Consider the following 15,770-nt stretch of genomic DNA (forward strand, 5'->3'; position numbering starts at 1 on the left):
TCCTGATTTTTCTGGAAGGCGTCAACCGAAGGCCGGCGCCAGCCCGTCCCAGCAAAGGTACTTGATCTCGAGGAATTCCTCGATGCCATGGTGGGAGCCCTCGCGGCCGAGGCCGCTCTGCTTCACGCCGCCGGATGGGGCCACCTCGTTCGAGATCAGGCCGCAGTTAATGCCGATCATTCCCGACTCGATGGCGGACGACGCGCGCCAGATGCGGGCCGCGTCCCGGCTGTACAGGTAGGCGGCCAAGCCGAATTCGGCGGCGTTCGCAAGCGCGAAAGCTTCCTCGTCTGCTCGAAGCGGAACAGCGGCGCGAGGGGTCCGAAGGTTTCCTCGCGAGCCACGGCCATTCTTGACCTGGCCCCTGCGATGACCGTCGGCTCGAAGAACCGGCCGCCGAGCGCGTGGCGTTTGCCCCCATGCAACAAGGTGGCGCCGTTGGCAATCGCGTCGGCGATGTGCTCCTCGACCTTGGCCACTGCGGCATCGTCGATCAACGGTCCCAGTTGCACGTCCGCTTCGAGGCCATTGCCGACACGCAGACTGGCCACCCGCGCAACGAGCTTGGCCGCGAACGCGTCGTACACACCCGCCTGGACCAGAACCCGGTTGGCACTGATGCAGGCCTGGCCCGTGTTGCGGAATTTCGCGGCGACGACACCGTCGGCGGCCGCATCGAGATCCGCGTCGTCGAAGACGATGAACGGTGCGTTTCCGCCCAGTTCCATGGAGCACTTCTTGACCGTTGCCGCGGCCTGCGCCAGCAGCAGGCGCCCGACTTCCGTTGAACCCGTAAACGTGATCTTGCACACGAGAGGATGGCTCGTCAGCGAGTGACCGATGGCACGCGTGTCGTTGCCGGTGACCACATTGAAGACGCCCGGCGGCACGCCGGCGCGCTGCGCCAGTTCGGCCAGCGCCAGCGCCGTGAGCGGTGTCTGGCTGGCAGGCTTCACGACCATGCTGCAGCCGGCGGCCAGCGCCGGCGCGGCCTTGCGGGTGATCATCGCAGCCGTAAAGTTCCAGGGCGTGATCGCCGCACACACGCCGATCGGCTCCTTCAGTACCAGAAGGCGCTGCGTGTCTTTCGGCGCGGGAATCACATCGCCGCGGACGCGCTTGGCTTCTTCCGAAAACCACTGCACGAAGGAGGCCGCGTAGTCGATCTCCACTCTCGCTTCGATAAGCGGCTTGCCCTCTTCCAGCGTGATCAGCGTTGCAAGATCGTCGCGGTGCAGGATCATCAGCTCGTACCAGCGGCGCAGCACCTCCGAACGGTGCCTGGCCGTGGTCCTGCGCCAGCACAGGAAAGCCGTGTGCGCCACTTCAATGGCGTTGCCGGTCTCGGCCTCCTTGAAGCGCGGAAGCTCGGCCAGGACGACGTTGTCGGCCGGATTGCGCAGCGTGTACGTGCCGTGCGGCGTGGCGCCGATCCACTCGCCGCCCACGTGGGCGGCGGCGCGAAAGAGCCTTGGATCCTGCAGAAGGTGGTGCATGGTGCCGACCTTCAGCATGGGTGGCGGCCGACCATGTAGGCGCTGTCCGGGTCCTTGGTGACCGGCAGGCCGGACGCCACCAACCCCTGGCGCAGCATCTTCATGAGACGGTCCGGGACACGCATCGCTGGGGCACGCAGGGGCCCGCCGTTGAAGCCTGCCAGCCAGTCCTGGTACTTCCACATCGTGCGGTTTAACACGCCGGTCCCGCCGGCGTAGCTCTGTGCGGCGGCGCCGTTGGCGCTGCGCGCCGGGTTGGCCTTCCAGTACAACTCCATTGCGGCTTCCCACTCGCCCTTGCTCGCCAGGTCGAAGGCGCGGGGGTAGTAGGTGCTCATCCATTGCGTGTTGCTGGTGCCGGAGAATGGAATCTTCATCACGCTCATGAGAGGAATGGCATCGCCTTCGATGGGGCAACTGATCACCACCTCGTCGCGAAAGTGGTGGTACATCTCGCACAAGCCCGCCGGCAGCGGAAATCCCTGCTCCGACTTGATCGCCGCGATGTTGGGACAGTCCTTCAGCAGGCGGCGCACCAGCTCGACCGACATGCCGGCCGGGTGGACGCGCTCGAAGCCCCAGAGCGGAATCGGAAACAGCATCACGGCCAGTTCCGTCGCGTCGCAGAACTGCTTGGTGTAGTCGTAGATCTCCTGCTCGGTCGTCGGCCAGAACTGCGGGGGATAGGACAGCAGCACGATGTCCGCACCGGCCTTCTCCGCGAGTTTCACGGCCTGGATGTTTTCCGCCAGCGTGCCGAAAGCCGCATGGAAGAAAAGTCCCAGGCCACTGCCCGCCGTGTCGCGGGCCCACGCCGTGAACTGCGCATTCTCTTCGGGCGTGATTGCCACTTCGGCGCAAAGAAGCGTGTAGGCATAGCCGAATTCCTTGGCAAGCGCGATGTCGTGGCGAATGCCCTGTTCGTTGAGCTTGCGAAGGTCTGCGGAGTAGCTGGGAATGGTGACGGCGGAGCAGCCGACGAGGTGTTCGCGCGCCCAGGCACGGGCGTCCTTGCGTTGATAGTTGGGCATGGTTTTCCTTGGGTTTGAATTACTTGGCGACCGGCACGATGCTGTGGGCGAGTTCAGTACCGACTCCCATGGCGCGCGCACGCCCCAGCAGCATCTCGGCGGTGATGACGTCCTGCAGCGCGGAGCCGACGGACTTGTAGAGAACGATGTCGTCCGGCTTTCGCTTGGCCCTGCCTCGCACCAGGTCGGCCAGCGAGACCAGCTTGCCGGCGAACGCCACGCCCGTGCGTGTCGCTGCCAGCATGTCACCGGTGTCGCGGGCGACTTCATCGGGCATATCGGCAACGATCAGGGACGCGCGGGCGATGGTCTCTTCATCGACCTCGCGCTGTTCGGGCAGCGTGGAGCCGATCGACACCACGGTCATGCCGGGCGCCAGCCATTCGCCGCGAATCACGGGGGACTCGTCGCGGCTGCGCGCGGCACAGAGCACCACGTCGGCGCCACCGATCGCTTCCGGCGCCGACGCAGCGGCTTCGATGCGTAGGCCGTACTCCTCCTGAATGGCCGAGGCAAACTTCTGCCGGTTCGCGGGTGTCGGGCTGAAGACACGAACGCGCGCGACATCTCGAACCGCAGCCAGGGCAGCGAGAAGTCCCTTGGCTTCGAAGCCCGACCCGATCACCGCCACGCTCAGCCGCTTGCGCGGCGCCGCGGCATCGACCGCAACTGCGGCGGTGACAGCGGTGCGGATGCCGGTGATTCGGTTGCCGTCGATGAGCGCGGCCAGGCCCATCGTCTCCTGGTCGAAGAGCGAGACGAGGTAGCTGGCACGACGCGCCTTCATGCTGGCGCAGATCAATTTGCAGCCCATGTGCATGCCGCTTGGCGACACGGCCGTGAGCCCGCGCAGCCAGGTGCCGTCGCCGCGAGCCATGGAGCGCGGCGGCACCATGGCCGCGGCGACGGTGCTGGCGTATGCAGCGCGCAAGGCGTCGAAGGCAGCGCGCCAGTCGGTCAGCCGTGCAACGTCGGCATCCGTGAGAAAAAGGGTCGGCGGCATCTGGATGGTGTCCGCGAAGAGGGGGGTGCCCAAAGCGATGTCTCCTGTAATGGACACGATCGTAGGCAGCCGCCTCTCTCCTGGCGACCCGGCAGAGGCGAAAGCAGCTTTCCCGATTCGGGATATCCCGCTAGCTCTGCCGTGCCGACTTGAGCATGGCCGGTGCCATGGTCTTCAGCAGGCGCATGACTTCCCAGGTCGCCTTGGTGTGGGCACGGTGCTGGGTGATCCCGAGGACGATTGCCCGCGACAACACGGGGCGGACAATGCGAACGGCCGCGAGCCGTCGCGCCTCGTTGGCCGTCAGCGTGCCCGCCGTGATTGCAAAGCCCCCGCCGCCGGCCGTGATCTCGTGCTGCAGCCGGATCGAGTCGGCTTCCAGCACTTGTGTGATCGTCACGCCCTTCTGCCGCGCGAGTTTCGCCAGGCGTGCGCGCAGCGGGTGCGGCTCGCTCGGCAGCACCAGGGGTAGCCTCGCCACGTCCTCGAAGTCGATCGTCTTGCGCGCTGCCAACGCGTCCTTGGCCGGCACCACCAGGTACAGCGGCATACGCGTGAGCACGGTTTCTTCCGGCGCGGCGGTGTCTTCTTCCCTCAGCAGCAAGGCAAGGTCGAGCCGCCCCTGGACCAACCACTCTTCCAGTTGCGCGCTCGACCCTTCGGTGAGATGCAACCGGACCAGAGGCCAAGACTTGCGGACGGTGGAGAACAAGGGACCGGCCAGCATGCCGACCGTGGACGGCAGCAGCCCGACGCGCACGTCGCCGATGGGTGTTCCGCTGCTCGTACGCATGTCGTCTGCCAGTTGCTCCGCATCGCGGATCAACGCCGTCACGCGCGGGTAGACCTGTTGCCCGAACTCGGTCAGCACGACGCCGCGGCCCGTCCGGCGGAACAGGCGCGTCCCCGACTCCTGCTCCAGCCGCGCGATGTGCCGGCTCACCACCGACTGCTGCATGTCGAGCGCAAGCGCGGCGCCCGAGACGCTACCGGCGTCCGCAACTTTCACGAACAGTTGCCATTTGGGATCGAGGATGTTCTGCACGCCGGCATTGTGCATGGGCCGCCATGTGCGAAGCATCAAAACCAATGGGATGGACGCCCCCACCCGTAGGCGGCATCAACGTGCCAAAGTGGAAGTGTCAGCAACCACTTGAACCGAGAGGGGCGTCCACCATGAAGATTACGACTGTTGGCATCGACCTGGCAAAGAACGTGTTCCAGGTTCACGCAGTGGATGAACAAGGCAAGGTCGCACATCGCAAGCAGCTGCGACGCGACCAGATGACCGCGTTCTTCGTGAATTTACCTCCGTGTCTCGTCGGCATGGAGGCGTGCGGCAGCGCCCATCACTGGGCGCGCACCCTGCAGGGCTTCGGCCACACGGTGCGCTTGATGTCGCCGCAGTTCGTCAAGCCCTACGTGAAGGGCAACAAGAACGACGTGGCCGATGCCGAGGCCATTTGCGAGGCCGTCGCCAGACCGAGCATGCGGTTCGTTCCGGGCAATGAGGCAGGGCCGGCGATTGGCAAAGTGTTCGATGACCTTGGCTCGCTTGATCTGCATGTTCACGATCTCGCCCGTGTCCATGTCCACGGTGTACAACTGAAAGACATGCTTGGCGATGTCCAGACCGACGACCAACTGGCCGTTCATGGTGCCGATGATTTGTCCCGCATTCATGCCTGAATTACGATTCACAGCGGATCCTCTGTGGTGTTTGTGAAGACCTTGGTCTATCACGCTTAGGCACTCGATGCCGTATCCATCAGAGGATCCGCCGGTTTGTTGGGGCGGCTCTTGCTAATCACCGGCTGCACCGGCTCTGCGCTTCAGCTATCTTCCCCTTCGGGAGGGAGGCATCCATAGCATCTCAGGCAATCACGCAGTGATGGCAAGACAGGTTGGACCGTGGTTGGCGAAGCCCAGAACGTCCGGAGCACTTCAAAGTGCGAAAAACCGATAGAGGAGCCGACCAGCAGACCCCATCAGCCTGGAGCTGTTCCAGCTGAGCGCCATCATCGAGCGCCTGTTGACCGATTCGCGACGGATCATCGCCGTGCGCACGAACATGAACCTGGGGCAAACCGTGCGCTTCCTCGACTGGCTCGACGGCCAGATGCGCAACGGCAAGGTCGTGGCGATGAAGAACACGCAGGTCACGCTGCACGAGGAAGGGACGCGGCGCGAGTGGAAGCTTCCCTATACGGCTGTCGAACCGCCGACCGCAACTGCTCAGCCGACAGCGGCCGCAGCACCGCCGAAACCTCCACCGATCAAGCCGCTCGCAATGACTTCCGCGGCGGTGAGAAGGTCTCGTTCGACGACAAGTACCTTCAACCCCAGCTGGGCACCGTCGTTCGCATCAACCAGAGAACAGCCACCGTCGACACCGGCGACGGTCACTCATGGCGCGTGCCGTTCCACATGCTTCGCCACGTGCTCGACATCTGATTGCCATCGATCAGACGGCCGTCAAGAGGGTGCAGAGCCCCACTTACATTCGAGATTCATGACGTGTCGGCTCAGCCAATCGCGATGCTGTCGGCCAGACCCTTGAACGCCTGAACGCCGGCCGCGATCTGCTTCAAGATGTTCGAACTCACGATGACTGGAAACGTTTGCTTGTCAGTCACCGTCGTGAGGTGCCCTCCTCAGTTCGGTCAAGGCGCGATCGTCAATTCAGATCAATCGACGCGAATATCCGCCGCCTTGATGATCCCTCCCCACTTAATCCGTTCCGCTTTTACGAAGGTATCGAGTTGAGCAGGTCCCATGAAGAGCGGTTCCACGCCGACTTCCAGCATCCTGCGACGCAGTTCGGGCTGATCCAACGCGCGTTGAACATGCTCGCTCATTTTTTGTACCGCCTCTGGCGGCATTCCCCGAGGAGCAAACAGGGCGTCCCAAGCGACCACATCAAAGCCAGGTACACCTTGTTCGGACACGGGCTTCACGCCGGGCAGCATCTCGCTGGCTTTGAGCGAAGTGATGCCTAGTGCTCTAACTTTTCCGGAGGCGATATGTGCTCGCGCTGCAATGACGGTGTCGATTGTTAAAGGAATCTGTCCGCCGAGCATGTCGGTCATGGACTGGCCGGAAGATTTGTACTTGACCGCAAACAATGGCGCTCGGGCTGCCAGGACAAACTGCGCAAAAACGACATTTGCTGTAGTGCTTGGCAGACCTACATTCAACGTATTGGGCTTCGCTCGAGCTAGGGCGATCAATTCCGCTACGCCATTGGTCGGAATTTCAGAACTGGAAGTCGAGATCACCATCGGCAGCAAGCCCACCATGGCAACCCCTTCGAAGTCCGCAGCCGGGTTGTAACCCAAGTTGGCGTAGAGGAACTCGTTGGCCGCGTTCGTTGCATTGGTCCCAAGGAGGAAGGTGTACCCGTCCGGAGCGGACTTTCCCGCAGCAGCAGTGCCAATATTGCCTCCAGCGCCTGCACGGTTATCTATGACCACCGGTTGATCCAGTGACTTAGACAGATCTTGCGCGACGAGCCGCATCAGAACGTCGGCGCCCTGACCCGCCGCATACGGCACGATGATACGAATAGCCCGGTCCGGCCACGCCTTCTGGGCCATGGCAGGCAACGACCAAGCCGTCAGGACAGAAGCAAGGAGCGCGCAGCCGCCGATAAACACGTAGCGTCGCGCCTGGCACGGAGTTTTTTGCATGGAAGTTACTTTCAGAAAGCTGCGCGAAGTCAGGCGAAAAGGCGCAAGCCGGCCCTCGGCCAATGGACCGCAAGCAATTGACCATGGCCCGAAAGCGTGACGAACGCCGTTCGAAGATCGGGACCACCGAAGCAGATGTTGGTGCAGTAGCTTTCGGGTGCTTCGTGGAACTCGAGCAATTCGCCCCCGGGTGAGAAGACGCTAATGCCACCGCGCACGAGGGTCGCCACACAGATGTTGCCGCCCTCCTCTACTGCCAGTGAATCGAACCGCTGGAAGCCGGAAAGTCCGTGCACCAAACGTCCACCATTTGGGGATGGCCATAGCTCATGTGCGAGTTCTCCGCGACCAACGATGGGAAAGGACCACAACCGACTCGTTTCGGTCTCGGTGACATACAGTGTTTCACCATCGGGAGACAGGCCAATCCCATTCGGTGTGAGGACCGGATGGGCGGCACGACGGATGAAACTGCCGTCGGTGGAGGCGTAATACACCGCGCCGCGCATGATGCGGTCCTCGAATGTCTTGCCGAAATCGCTGAACCAGAACCCGCCTTGTCGGTCGAAGACGATGTCGTTCGGACCATGCAGAGGGATGCCGTCGCACTGGGTGTAAAGAGCTTCAACGCCTCCAGTGCGGAGGTTTACGCGCTGGATAGCCCCGCCTTGGTAGTCAGCGGCTGGCCCGGTGGGGCGACTGAAGCCGTCGTCGGTACGCCAACTGAAACCACCGTTGTTGCAGATGTAGCAATGCCCGTCCGATCCAAGAGCAGCGCCGTTCGGGCCCCCACCGACTTCGGCCACTACGTTGACTTCACCCGAAGGCTGAACACGGGTGAGCCGGCCCGCGGCGATTTCCACCAAGAGGACGCTGCCGTCTGGTAGTGCCACGGGACCTTCCGGGAAGTTCAGACCCGATGCCATCACGCGACCTTGCAACTTCAGTTTCACTTTGACTCCTTAGATTTGTACTTCGGCTGCAGGAGCTTCCTGGCGGGCGCCTAGATAGGCGTCGATCGCCCTTTGTCGTCCTTCCCTGCTGCAAAGCGCATTGGCGTCCAGTTCGCCCACGATCTGGCCCTGCCGCATGACCCACGCCCTGACTGCCAGCTTTGCGGCCGCGTGGAAACTCTGTTCAACCAGTAGGGCCGTGAGTTTCTGTTCCCGCTGAATCAAAGCCAGACGCTCATAGACCCGCCCGACCAGCAGAGGGGCCAGCCCAAGTGACGGCTCATCGAGAAGCAGCAGCCGCGGGCCGGACATGAGCCCGCGTCCTATGGCAAGCATTTGCTGCTCTCCACCGCTGAGCAGACCGGCTGGCCACTTCAGCCGATTGGCGATCTCCGGGAAGAACTCAAGCACCATTTGCTGCCGCCGGGCGCGCGTTGGCGCGTCTACGAAGTAGGACCCGAGCGTCAGGTTCTCGGCGACCGAGAGGTCGGTGACGATTGCTCTCCCCTCGGGCACATACACGATGCCCGCATGAAATCGCTCTTCGTTGGACAGGCGTGAGATGTCCCTCCCGTCAAAGTGCATTCGACCCTGCGATGGCTCGAGACCTGCGATTGCCCGCAACGTGCTTGATTTGCCTGCGCCATTGGCGCCCAGCAAGGCCGCTACCGTTCCGCCCGCGACGCCGAATGTCACCCCATGCACCACCGGACCAGCTCCGTAGCGCACGGTAAGCCCTTCGACTTGCAACAAGACTTCGGACGCTTCACTCATCGTCGTCTCCAAGGTAAACCCGCACAACTTCGGGATTTCGTTGGATCTGATCTGGAGCGCCGGAGGCGAGCAAAGTGCCCACGTTGAGCACGTAAATCGTGTCGCATACGTCCATGATCAGATCCATGTCGTGCTCGACGACGACCAGTACCAATTGTGGCGAACGCAACTTCTTGAGCGCGTTGGACAAGTCTGCGGTTTCGACGGAATTCAGTCCGGCTGCTGGCTCATCGAGCAGCAAGACGCGCGGCTCTCCAGCGATCGCGCGTGCAATCTCGGCAAGTCGCAGCACCCCTGGTGGCAACTCCGTGGGCAATGCGTCCGCTACTTCCGAGATGCCAAGTCGATCAAGCGCCGCCACGGCGAGCGCACGATTGCTTGCACGCTCTGCACGCCCCCTCGGCAAGGGCAGAAATGCTTCCACCCACCCAGCCGATGACTGCCGATCAAGACCAATCATCACATTCTCGACCACACTAAGTTCCGGACATAGCGCCACATGTTGGAAACTGCGCGAAAAGCCCAGTGCGGCGCGACCAGTTGGAGGCACCTTCTCGAGGCGTGACTCACCGAACTGGATGCTGCCGTGCTGGGGGGAATACAAGCCAGTCAAACAATTGAAGAAGCTTGTCTTGCCAGCTCCATTGGGACCGATCAACCCGGTAATTTCACCGGGCTGAAAGCGCATGGCGATGTCCCTCAGGACTTGGATGCCGCCAAACGAAAGTGAGAGACCATCTACTACCAGTGGCGCGGCGTCAATGACAGAGCGAACGTTCACACACGCCCCCCTTCAAGCCGCGCGCGCAGCGCAGCCGGCAACGCATTGACACCTAACACAACGGCCAGAAGCGCTCCGCCATACAGGATCGGAACCCAATCACCAGCGCCCGCGAGAAGCAACGGCATCAATGTTAGGAAAATGCCTCCAATGATGCTTCCCACCAGAGACAACGAATACAAACTGACGACCGAACCGACCAGCAAGAAGATAGACGTCCAGAGCGTGAAGCTGTTCGGGGACACGGTGGATGAGCTGAAGGACAACAATGCCCCAGCGACCGCCGCGATCGAGGCACTCAAGGCCATGCAGGACAAACGCGCCCAACTGCGCCGCACGCCGAAAGACTCTGCTGCATGCGCCGACGTCCGGATCAGCAGCAATGCCATTGCCTGTCGAGAGCGGCGGAAATGCCGCAAGAGCAGGACAATCACGATAAGCCCAACAAGTGGAAGGTAGTAGCGTTGAACCGATTTGGCGACGCCAGGCAGCGCGTCCAGCTTCACGTACAGGCCCTCATAGCCACCAGACACCGACGAAAATCGCAGGAGCAACTCCGGCAACGCCAGGGCCAACGCCATCGTTGCAACGGCTAGATAGATCCCTTGGAGGTTGCGAGATGGGAAGGCAAAGAGAATGCCGAGGATGGCGCCGGCCACAGCCGCCAGAGGCAAGCTGAAAAGCAACGATAGGCCTAGATACTTTTCGACTAGGGCCACGGTATAGGCGCCTGCCGCCACGAAAACCCCGTGCCCAATGGAGACTTCACCACCGTAGCGCACTAAGAAGCCCACCGAGATGATCGCAATGGCGTTTGCGAAGCACAAGCCGAGCGTGAAGGTCCAGTACCCGCCGGCTATCAGCGGCAGCAATAGCAGCAGCACCAGGAACAGTAGGCCAAGTACGTTTGCGAATCGCGGCTTCGTGCGTCCATCGCGAGTGTCTCTGGTCTGACTAGGCTGCCGCGAGGGTTGCGTCAAGGCGCTTTGGATGATCGACACATCAGACACGTGAACCTCCGCGCACGGCGAGCACACCCTTCGGGAAGGCATTCAGCACCAGCAGTATGGTCAGCAACAAGTAGGTGTTGTTGAATTCCGCGGATACATAGAACGAAAGCATGTTCATGAGCACGCCAATGAAAATGCCTCCGACCACCGCTCCGGGCAGGCTGCTAAACCCTCCCACCACAGCCGCGGCGAATGCCTGTAGCATGAAAGCCGCGACGGTGGTGGAGGATAAGAACGTAGTCGGAACGATGAGGAGAGAGGCCACCAAACCAAGCAGGCCCGCCACTACCCATGCGAACAAGTGGACTCGACGCAAACTCAGTCCACAGACTCGACTGGCGAACGGGTTGGCAGAGACGGCACGAAACGCAATGCCGATTCGGGTGCGCTCAATAAGCAGATACAGAAGCCCGATGACCAGCGCGGTGACGCTGAGAACCGCGATGTCATAGGAAGAGACGCGAACCGCGCCGACATTCATCCGCCACGCCGGCAACGGCAGATCCATCGAGACAACGTTCGAGCCGAAGAGGAGCTGCGTGACGCCTTGGGCGACCAGACCGATTCCCAGGGTTGCGATGGTGCTTGTGAGGTCGGATCTGAATACCAGTGGAGCGATCAGCAAGTAGCTGACTGCCATCACTCCAATCATGATTACTAACGTAATCATCACGGCAGCGCCCCAGGCCACGTTCCCAAAGGTCCCGGCGGTGAATCCGAATACAAGGAATGCCGCAAGGCCGGCAAGGTTGCCGTGGGCGAAGTTCACGACCATGGAACTCTTGTAGATGAGAACGATGCCAATCGCGCCCATGGCATACAGACAGCCACTCACAATACCCGCCCAAAGGAGCCCAATGAAGTCGGCCATGATGTCAGCCCTTCCCGGCGTCACCGACCGGCGCTAACCGGATGTCACGGTCAACGACCTCAATCACAGCGGGAAAGTAGCGTCCGCTCCACCCGTTCTCGGCGGTCGCCGAGTAGTAGCGCTCAGCAAGTTCGGTGACGCGCGCTTGAACACCTGTTTGCCCCGCCAACTCCAGAACATAGCTGATGTCTTTCAGCACATATTCAGGCGCAAACGCCTTGTCTGGGAATTGTCTCGACAGCATGGCTTTGCGGCCATGATTGCGCAGCACAAAACTGTCGCCAGAGCCTTTCGAGACTGCATCCAAGAGCGTCGCGGGTTGCACGCCTGCACGTTCACCGAGGACCATCATTTCCGCCAATGCGACGGTGTTCTCAAACACCAGGGCGTTGTTGATGAGCTTGACCACTTGCCCGCAGCCGATCCCGCCGCAATGAGTGATATCCGATCCGACGTAGCGCAGCATCGCCTCGATGCGGTTGTAGAGGGCCTCATCAGCGCCCACCATCAGGCTGAGTTCCCCGCGCTGGGCCGCCTCCCGGGTTCGCGCAACCGGGGAATCGGCAAATGCCACGCCGCGCGCACCGAGTTGCTCCCCCACACTGCGAGCTGCTGCGACCGTGGTTGTGCTGAGATCGACGATGACCGCCGGATGACGCTTCCCGCTGGTGAGGCCATTCGCGCCAAGGCAGACCTGCTCCACCGCGGGACCGCCAGGTAGCGAGAGGAATACTACGTCTGCCTGTGCGGCCACTTCGGCGAGCGCATCAACGCGACGGGCCTTCGTTCCCTCCAGGATCTGGAATGCGCTGGGGTTTGAGTCGAAAGCGACGACCTCACCCGCATGCTTCAACGCCATATTTCGGCACATTGGTCCGCCCATCACGCCCAACCCGACGAAACCGATGACCGGCACTGCTTTGTCTGACATGCTGCGGCTCCTTGGTTTCAGTCCATCCACATGCCGCCGCTGATGTCCAGCGACGTGCCTGTGATCCAGTTGGAAGCGGGGGAGCACAGAAACAGTGCGGCTTGCGCGATGTCTTGCGCATTGCCGTAGCGACCAAGAGGAACTGTGGCATTCGCCGAAGGCGCCACATTCCCGGTGACATTGGCCCACATTGCCGTCTCGACGGGACCGGGCGCCAAAGTATTGGCATAGACGCCATGAGGTGCGCCCGCCTTGGCGATCCATCGCATCATCCCGTGTACGGCCGCCTTGGAGGCAACGTACGCCGGCCCAGAGGCGACGCCGCCGTTCTTGGCGGCAATTGAACCTGCGGCGAGGATCTTTCCGAATCCGCGCTCGCACATCAATGGAAAGAGCTTGCGCGCAGGATTTACGACACCGCGGACGTTCACCGACATGATCGAGTCCCACTCTTCATCGGAACTGTCTCCCAACGGGGTGCGTGCAATGATGCCCGCGCACAGAACGAGGATGTCGATCTTCCCGTGCGTAGCAATGACCTCATCTATCACTTTGTCAGTGTCAGCGCGTGACGTGACATCGTAGCGGCGGTAGTCGATACCGGGTCCGACGTCTTCGGTGTCGGCACGGTCGGTGGCCACTACGCGGGCGCCGGCAGCCTTGAACGCGGCTGCTATCGCGCGACCCATGCCGCCCGCGCCCCCAGTGATCAACGCGACCTGGCCTTCAAGGCTCGCGGGGCCACTCATATGTTGAGCCATTCTCTGTATCTCCAGTTCAGTCATCAATTCGGAAAAGGGTAATTTCTTAGCGAAAGGTGGCAGTCGCAGACATCGCTAGTTCGCCATCCGGCCCGCGAGCCCACAGCGCAAGTCCTTCGTCGTCGCCCTGTCGACCTTCCAATCGAAACGGTCGACGCACAAATAGGGGAGACACACCACGGAAGTCAAAAGTCGCTAGCCGACGTCCGCCGCCATGCTCGACGGCGAAGTGCTGTAGCAGTGTCGCGGTGAGAGGCCCGTGGACCACCAGGTCGGGGTAGCCTTCCTCGTTACGAGCGTACGTCTGGTCATAGTGGATCCGGTGGCCATTGAAAGTCAGGGCCGAATAGCGGAACAAGAGCGTTGTGTCTGGCTCGACGCTGCGGCCCCACTGCGCTTGACCGTCGTAGGGCTCGGGTGATGGTGCCGCCGCTGTAGTCGGCGGGGTCGCCTCGCGATAAACAATGTCCTGCTCTTCGCTGATGCAGGGATGTCCGTTGCAGCTGATGACATGCGCCACAGTAACGAACCACAGTGAGCCGCGCTTTCCGACCTTGTTCTCGACCTTGAGGATTCGGCTTCGCCGCGTGGCCTCAGCATCGATTGGAAGGTCAGAGAGATAGCGCACCCGGCTCCCGGCCCACATCCGACGCGGCAGTTCGATCGGCGGCAGGAAGCCACCTCGCTTCGGATGGCCGTCAATGCCAAGTTCGCTGCGCCGTGCCGCGGGATTGAAGAACATCCACTGCCATCCTGGTGGCAGGGGCTCGCCAGCGGTAGGCGCAACCTCCAGATCGAGCGTTGCAGCCATGGATTGCGCCGCAGGCGCGAGGATGCGCTGCGAGCGCTCTTCCTCGCGTCCGATCCAGTCGTCGTATGCAGTAGTCAATTCAAATCCTCAAGAAAGTTTTGCGTCGAACACTTCTGACGGAAATGGCCGAAACTCGCTCAACAACTTGAAGCTGCCGTCCGGCATCGCTTGGATGATTCCCTCCTGCCGCACGCCGCGGTGGTCGCCCGGCTTGAAGGTCACATTGCGTGCGCCACCGATCGTCTGATTGGTCATGGTCTCCATTACTTCCACGAGGCTTTCCCGCGTCAAGGGCTTGCCGCTGGCCAGCAGGGCTTGGAAGCCTTTCACGAACAACGCGCCGTTGCTCCAGCCGTTGAGGCCAAAGACGCCGATCGGGTCGTTGGGGAAATGCTTGGCGACGGTTTCTCTGTAGGCCTTTACCTCTGGCTCGTCGGCGGTGACGGGCAGAAGCCATGACGAAAAGTAAGCGCCATCAAGCAATGGGCCCGCCAGCTTTCGTGTGGTGGGGTCCGCCGTGAAGAAAGGACCCATCCACTTAGCCTCGTAGCTTATGCGATCGGCGGCCTTGAGGGCTGCGGCCAGATTGGCGTTGGAACCGAACAGAATCACCACCTCCGCCTTGGCATTCGCAAGCCGGCGCACATGCGGCGTGAAATCGGTGCTGCGTACCTCAAATGGAATCGACTCCGCCGGCTGCTTCTTGCGCGCCTCCATGTACAGATCGAAGCCACGCTTGGCCGAGCGGCCCAGCTCGTCGTTCTCCCACAGGAGCGCGACGCGACTGGCATTGAGGCCAGAAAAGGCATAGTCGAGATTCGATGCCGCCGACCAACCGTAGTCCGGCAGCAAAGGAAACACCAGCCTCTCTGAGAACAGCGCGCTCGCCCCCCCGATCGGCCCAATCATCGGAAGCCCTACTTCCTTGGCGTAGGGGATTACTGCCACGGATTGCGCCGTGCCCGTCGCAGCCGTCAATGCAAAGATCTTGTCTTCTTCGACCAGACGTCGAGTGACCGCGACACTGCGTGCCGGCTCGTAGCCATCGTCATACGTCACGAAGTTAACTTTCCAGCCGTTCAACGCATTGGTCTCATTCGCCCACCTGAAGCAGGCCTCGGCAGCGTGCGTGAGCACTGCGTAAAAAGGCACCGGCCCTGTGATCGGTGTGAACGCACCGACCGTGACGGTCTTTTTGGCCAAATCGATGCCAGGGGAAGCCTGCTGAGCACGCGCTCCACCCGGAAGGGCGATGGAAGCGGCCACGGCACCGGTCGAAAGAAAGGTCCTTCTGCGCATACTGTTCTCCTGTGGTGTTCGAATCGAACTGCATTGAACGCACAATGCATTCTATTTGTCGATCTTACGGTGGAAATGCGGGTTTGCCCTTGGAAACTCCCAGAACGAGACAAATGCAAGATGCATTTTGGCGAACGGCAGAACTTCTGCAGGGCAGCGGCGCTTGCTCAGGGGCGCTGCACGAACACTTCGCGTGGGATGGCACCGGCGTACAACTGACGCGGGCGGCCGATCTTGTACTCGGGGTCGCCGATCATTTCGTTGAGCTGGGCGATCCAGCCGACCGTGCGCGCCAGCGCAAAGATGGCGGTGAAGAGCGGCACCGGAATGCCGATCGCGCGCTGCACGATGCCCGAATAG

General features: G+C 61.7%; 15 protein-coding genes and 3 pseudogenes. 2 read left to right on the forward strand and 16 right to left on the reverse strand.

Annotation, left to right across the window (positions count from 1 at the left end; translation table 11 throughout):
- Window positions 1-21: 21 nt before the first annotated feature.
- From AC1D3B_RS21910 to AC1D3B_RS21925, 4 genes and pseudogenes are all read right to left on the reverse strand, one after another.
- Window positions 22-1,496: pseudogene (locus tag AC1D3B_RS21910) on the reverse strand (NAD-dependent succinate-semialdehyde dehydrogenase).
- Between the two features lie 11 nt (window positions 1,497-1,507).
- Window positions 1,508-2,527: a dihydrodipicolinate synthase family protein gene (locus AC1D3B_RS21915; RefSeq protein ID WP_478192777.1), complete on the reverse strand. Its 1,020-nt coding sequence runs from the start codon at window positions 2,525-2,527 to the stop codon at window positions 1,508-1,510.
- A gap of 19 nt (window positions 2,528-2,546) precedes the next feature.
- Window positions 2,547-3,563: an ornithine cyclodeaminase family protein gene (locus AC1D3B_RS21920; RefSeq protein ID WP_478192778.1), complete on the reverse strand. Its 1,017-nt coding sequence runs from the start codon at window positions 3,561-3,563 to the stop codon at window positions 2,547-2,549.
- A 97-nt stretch (window positions 3,564-3,660) separates the two neighbouring features.
- The gene (locus AC1D3B_RS21925) at window positions 3,661-4,590 is read right to left on the reverse strand and encodes a LysR family transcriptional regulator (protein WP_478192779.1); all 930 of its coding nucleotides are present in this window, start codon (window positions 4,588-4,590) and stop codon (window positions 3,661-3,663) included.
- Between the two features lie 116 nt (window positions 4,591-4,706).
- Between AC1D3B_RS21925 and AC1D3B_RS21930 the strand changes: the two are divergent.
- Window positions 4,707-5,033, forward strand: a pseudogene (locus AC1D3B_RS21930) (IS110 family transposase); the annotation flags it as partial.
- 3 nt (window positions 5,034-5,036) lie between these two features.
- Here the strand turns inward: AC1D3B_RS21930 and AC1D3B_RS21935 are convergent.
- A pseudogene (locus AC1D3B_RS21935) lies at window positions 5,037-5,213 on the reverse strand (IS110 family transposase); the annotation flags it as partial.
- A gap of 507 nt (window positions 5,214-5,720) precedes the next feature.
- Between AC1D3B_RS21935 and AC1D3B_RS21940 the strand changes: the two are divergent.
- A complete protein-coding gene (locus AC1D3B_RS21940) occupies window positions 5,721-5,984 on the forward strand; it encodes a hypothetical protein (protein WP_478192780.1) in 264 nt (87 codons plus the stop codon).
- A gap of 233 nt (window positions 5,985-6,217) precedes the next feature.
- Here the strand turns inward: AC1D3B_RS21940 and AC1D3B_RS21945 are convergent, their stop codons facing one another.
- The 11 genes from AC1D3B_RS21945 to AC1D3B_RS21995 all read right to left on the reverse strand — a co-directional run.
- On the reverse strand, window positions 6,218-7,219 hold the full coding sequence (locus AC1D3B_RS21945; RefSeq protein WP_478192781.1) for a Bug family tripartite tricarboxylate transporter substrate binding protein: 1,002 nt from the start codon (window positions 7,217-7,219) through the stop codon (window positions 6,218-6,220).
- A gap of 29 nt (window positions 7,220-7,248) precedes the next feature.
- Window positions 7,249-8,145 (reverse strand): SMP-30/gluconolactonase/LRE family protein, encoded by an 897-nt coding sequence (locus AC1D3B_RS21950; RefSeq protein WP_478192796.1) that lies wholly within the window; start codon window positions 8,143-8,145, stop codon window positions 7,249-7,251.
- A gap of 36 nt (window positions 8,146-8,181) precedes the next feature.
- On the reverse strand, window positions 8,182-8,946 hold the full coding sequence (locus tag AC1D3B_RS21955) for an ABC transporter ATP-binding protein (protein ID WP_478192782.1): 765 nt from the start codon (window positions 8,944-8,946) through the stop codon (window positions 8,182-8,184).
- The gene (locus AC1D3B_RS21960) at window positions 8,939-9,727 is read right to left on the reverse strand and encodes an ABC transporter ATP-binding protein (RefSeq protein WP_478192783.1); all 789 of its coding nucleotides are present in this window, start codon (window positions 9,725-9,727) and stop codon (window positions 8,939-8,941) included. Before AC1D3B_RS21960 ends, AC1D3B_RS21955 begins: the two co-directional genes overlap by 8 nt.
- Entirely contained in the window at window positions 9,724-10,737 is a 1,014-nt protein-coding gene (locus tag AC1D3B_RS21965; RefSeq protein WP_478192784.1) for a branched-chain amino acid ABC transporter permease, read from the reverse strand. Before AC1D3B_RS21965 ends, AC1D3B_RS21960 begins: the two co-directional genes overlap by 4 nt.
- A complete protein-coding gene (locus AC1D3B_RS21970; RefSeq protein ID WP_478192785.1) occupies window positions 10,730-11,608 on the reverse strand; it encodes a branched-chain amino acid ABC transporter permease in 879 nt (292 codons plus the stop codon). Before AC1D3B_RS21970 ends, AC1D3B_RS21965 begins: the two co-directional genes overlap by 8 nt.
- A gap of 4 nt (window positions 11,609-11,612) precedes the next feature.
- A complete protein-coding gene (locus AC1D3B_RS21975) occupies window positions 11,613-12,539 on the reverse strand; it encodes an NAD(P)-dependent oxidoreductase (protein WP_478192786.1) in 927 nt (308 codons plus the stop codon).
- Between the two features lie 17 nt (window positions 12,540-12,556).
- On the reverse strand, window positions 12,557-13,324 hold the full coding sequence (locus AC1D3B_RS21980; RefSeq protein ID WP_478192797.1) for an SDR family NAD(P)-dependent oxidoreductase: 768 nt from the start codon (window positions 13,322-13,324) through the stop codon (window positions 12,557-12,559).
- A gap of 22 nt (window positions 13,325-13,346) precedes the next feature.
- Window positions 13,347-14,111: an HTD2 family dehydratase gene (locus AC1D3B_RS21985; RefSeq protein ID WP_478192787.1), complete on the reverse strand. Its 765-nt coding sequence runs from the start codon at window positions 14,109-14,111 to the stop codon at window positions 13,347-13,349.
- An 87-nt stretch (window positions 14,112-14,198) separates the two neighbouring features.
- Window positions 14,199-15,410, reverse strand: coding sequence for an ABC transporter substrate-binding protein (locus AC1D3B_RS21990; RefSeq protein WP_478192788.1), 1,212 nt, complete (start codon window positions 15,408-15,410; stop codon window positions 14,199-14,201).
- 167 nt (window positions 15,411-15,577) lie between these two features.
- Window positions 15,578-15,770 (reverse strand): citrate/2-methylcitrate synthase (locus tag AC1D3B_RS21995; protein WP_478192789.1); only part of this gene is annotated, 193 nt, incomplete at its 5' end.

Source organism: Variovorax sp. P5_A3 (genome assembly GCF_056400665.1).

Coding starts and splice junctions, on each gene's coding strand:
- AC1D3B_RS21915 (WP_478192777.1), bottom strand. CDS start 2,527: ATGCCCAACTATCAACGCAAGGACGCCCGTGCCTGGGCGCGCGAACAC.
- AC1D3B_RS21925 (WP_478192779.1), bottom strand. CDS start 4,590: ATGCACAATGCCGGCGTGCAGAACATCCTCGATCCCAAATGGCAACTG.
- AC1D3B_RS21945 (WP_478192781.1), bottom strand. CDS start 7,219: ATGCAAAAAACTCCGTGCCAGGCGCGACGCTACGTGTTTATCGGCGGC.
- AC1D3B_RS21950 (WP_478192796.1), bottom strand. CDS start 8,145: ATGGCATCGGGTCTGAACTTCCCGGAAGGTCCCGTGGCACTACCAGAC.
- AC1D3B_RS21955 (WP_478192782.1), bottom strand. CDS start 8,946: ATGAGTGAAGCGTCCGAAGTCTTGTTGCAAGTCGAAGGGCTTACCGTG.
- AC1D3B_RS21970 (WP_478192785.1), bottom strand. CDS start 11,608: ATGGCCGACTTCATTGGGCTCCTTTGGGCGGGTATTGTGAGTGGCTGT.
- AC1D3B_RS21975 (WP_478192786.1), bottom strand. CDS start 12,539: ATGTCAGACAAAGCAGTGCCGGTCATCGGTTTCGTCGGGTTGGGCGTG.
- AC1D3B_RS21980 (WP_478192797.1), bottom strand. CDS start 13,324: ATGACTGAACTGGAGATACAGAGAATGGCTCAACATATGAGTGGCCCC.
- AC1D3B_RS21985 (WP_478192787.1), bottom strand. CDS start 14,111: ATGGCTGCAACGCTCGATCTGGAGGTTGCGCCTACCGCTGGCGAGCCC.
- AC1D3B_RS21990 (WP_478192788.1), bottom strand. CDS start 15,410: ATGCGCAGAAGGACCTTTCTTTCGACCGGTGCCGTGGCCGCTTCCATC.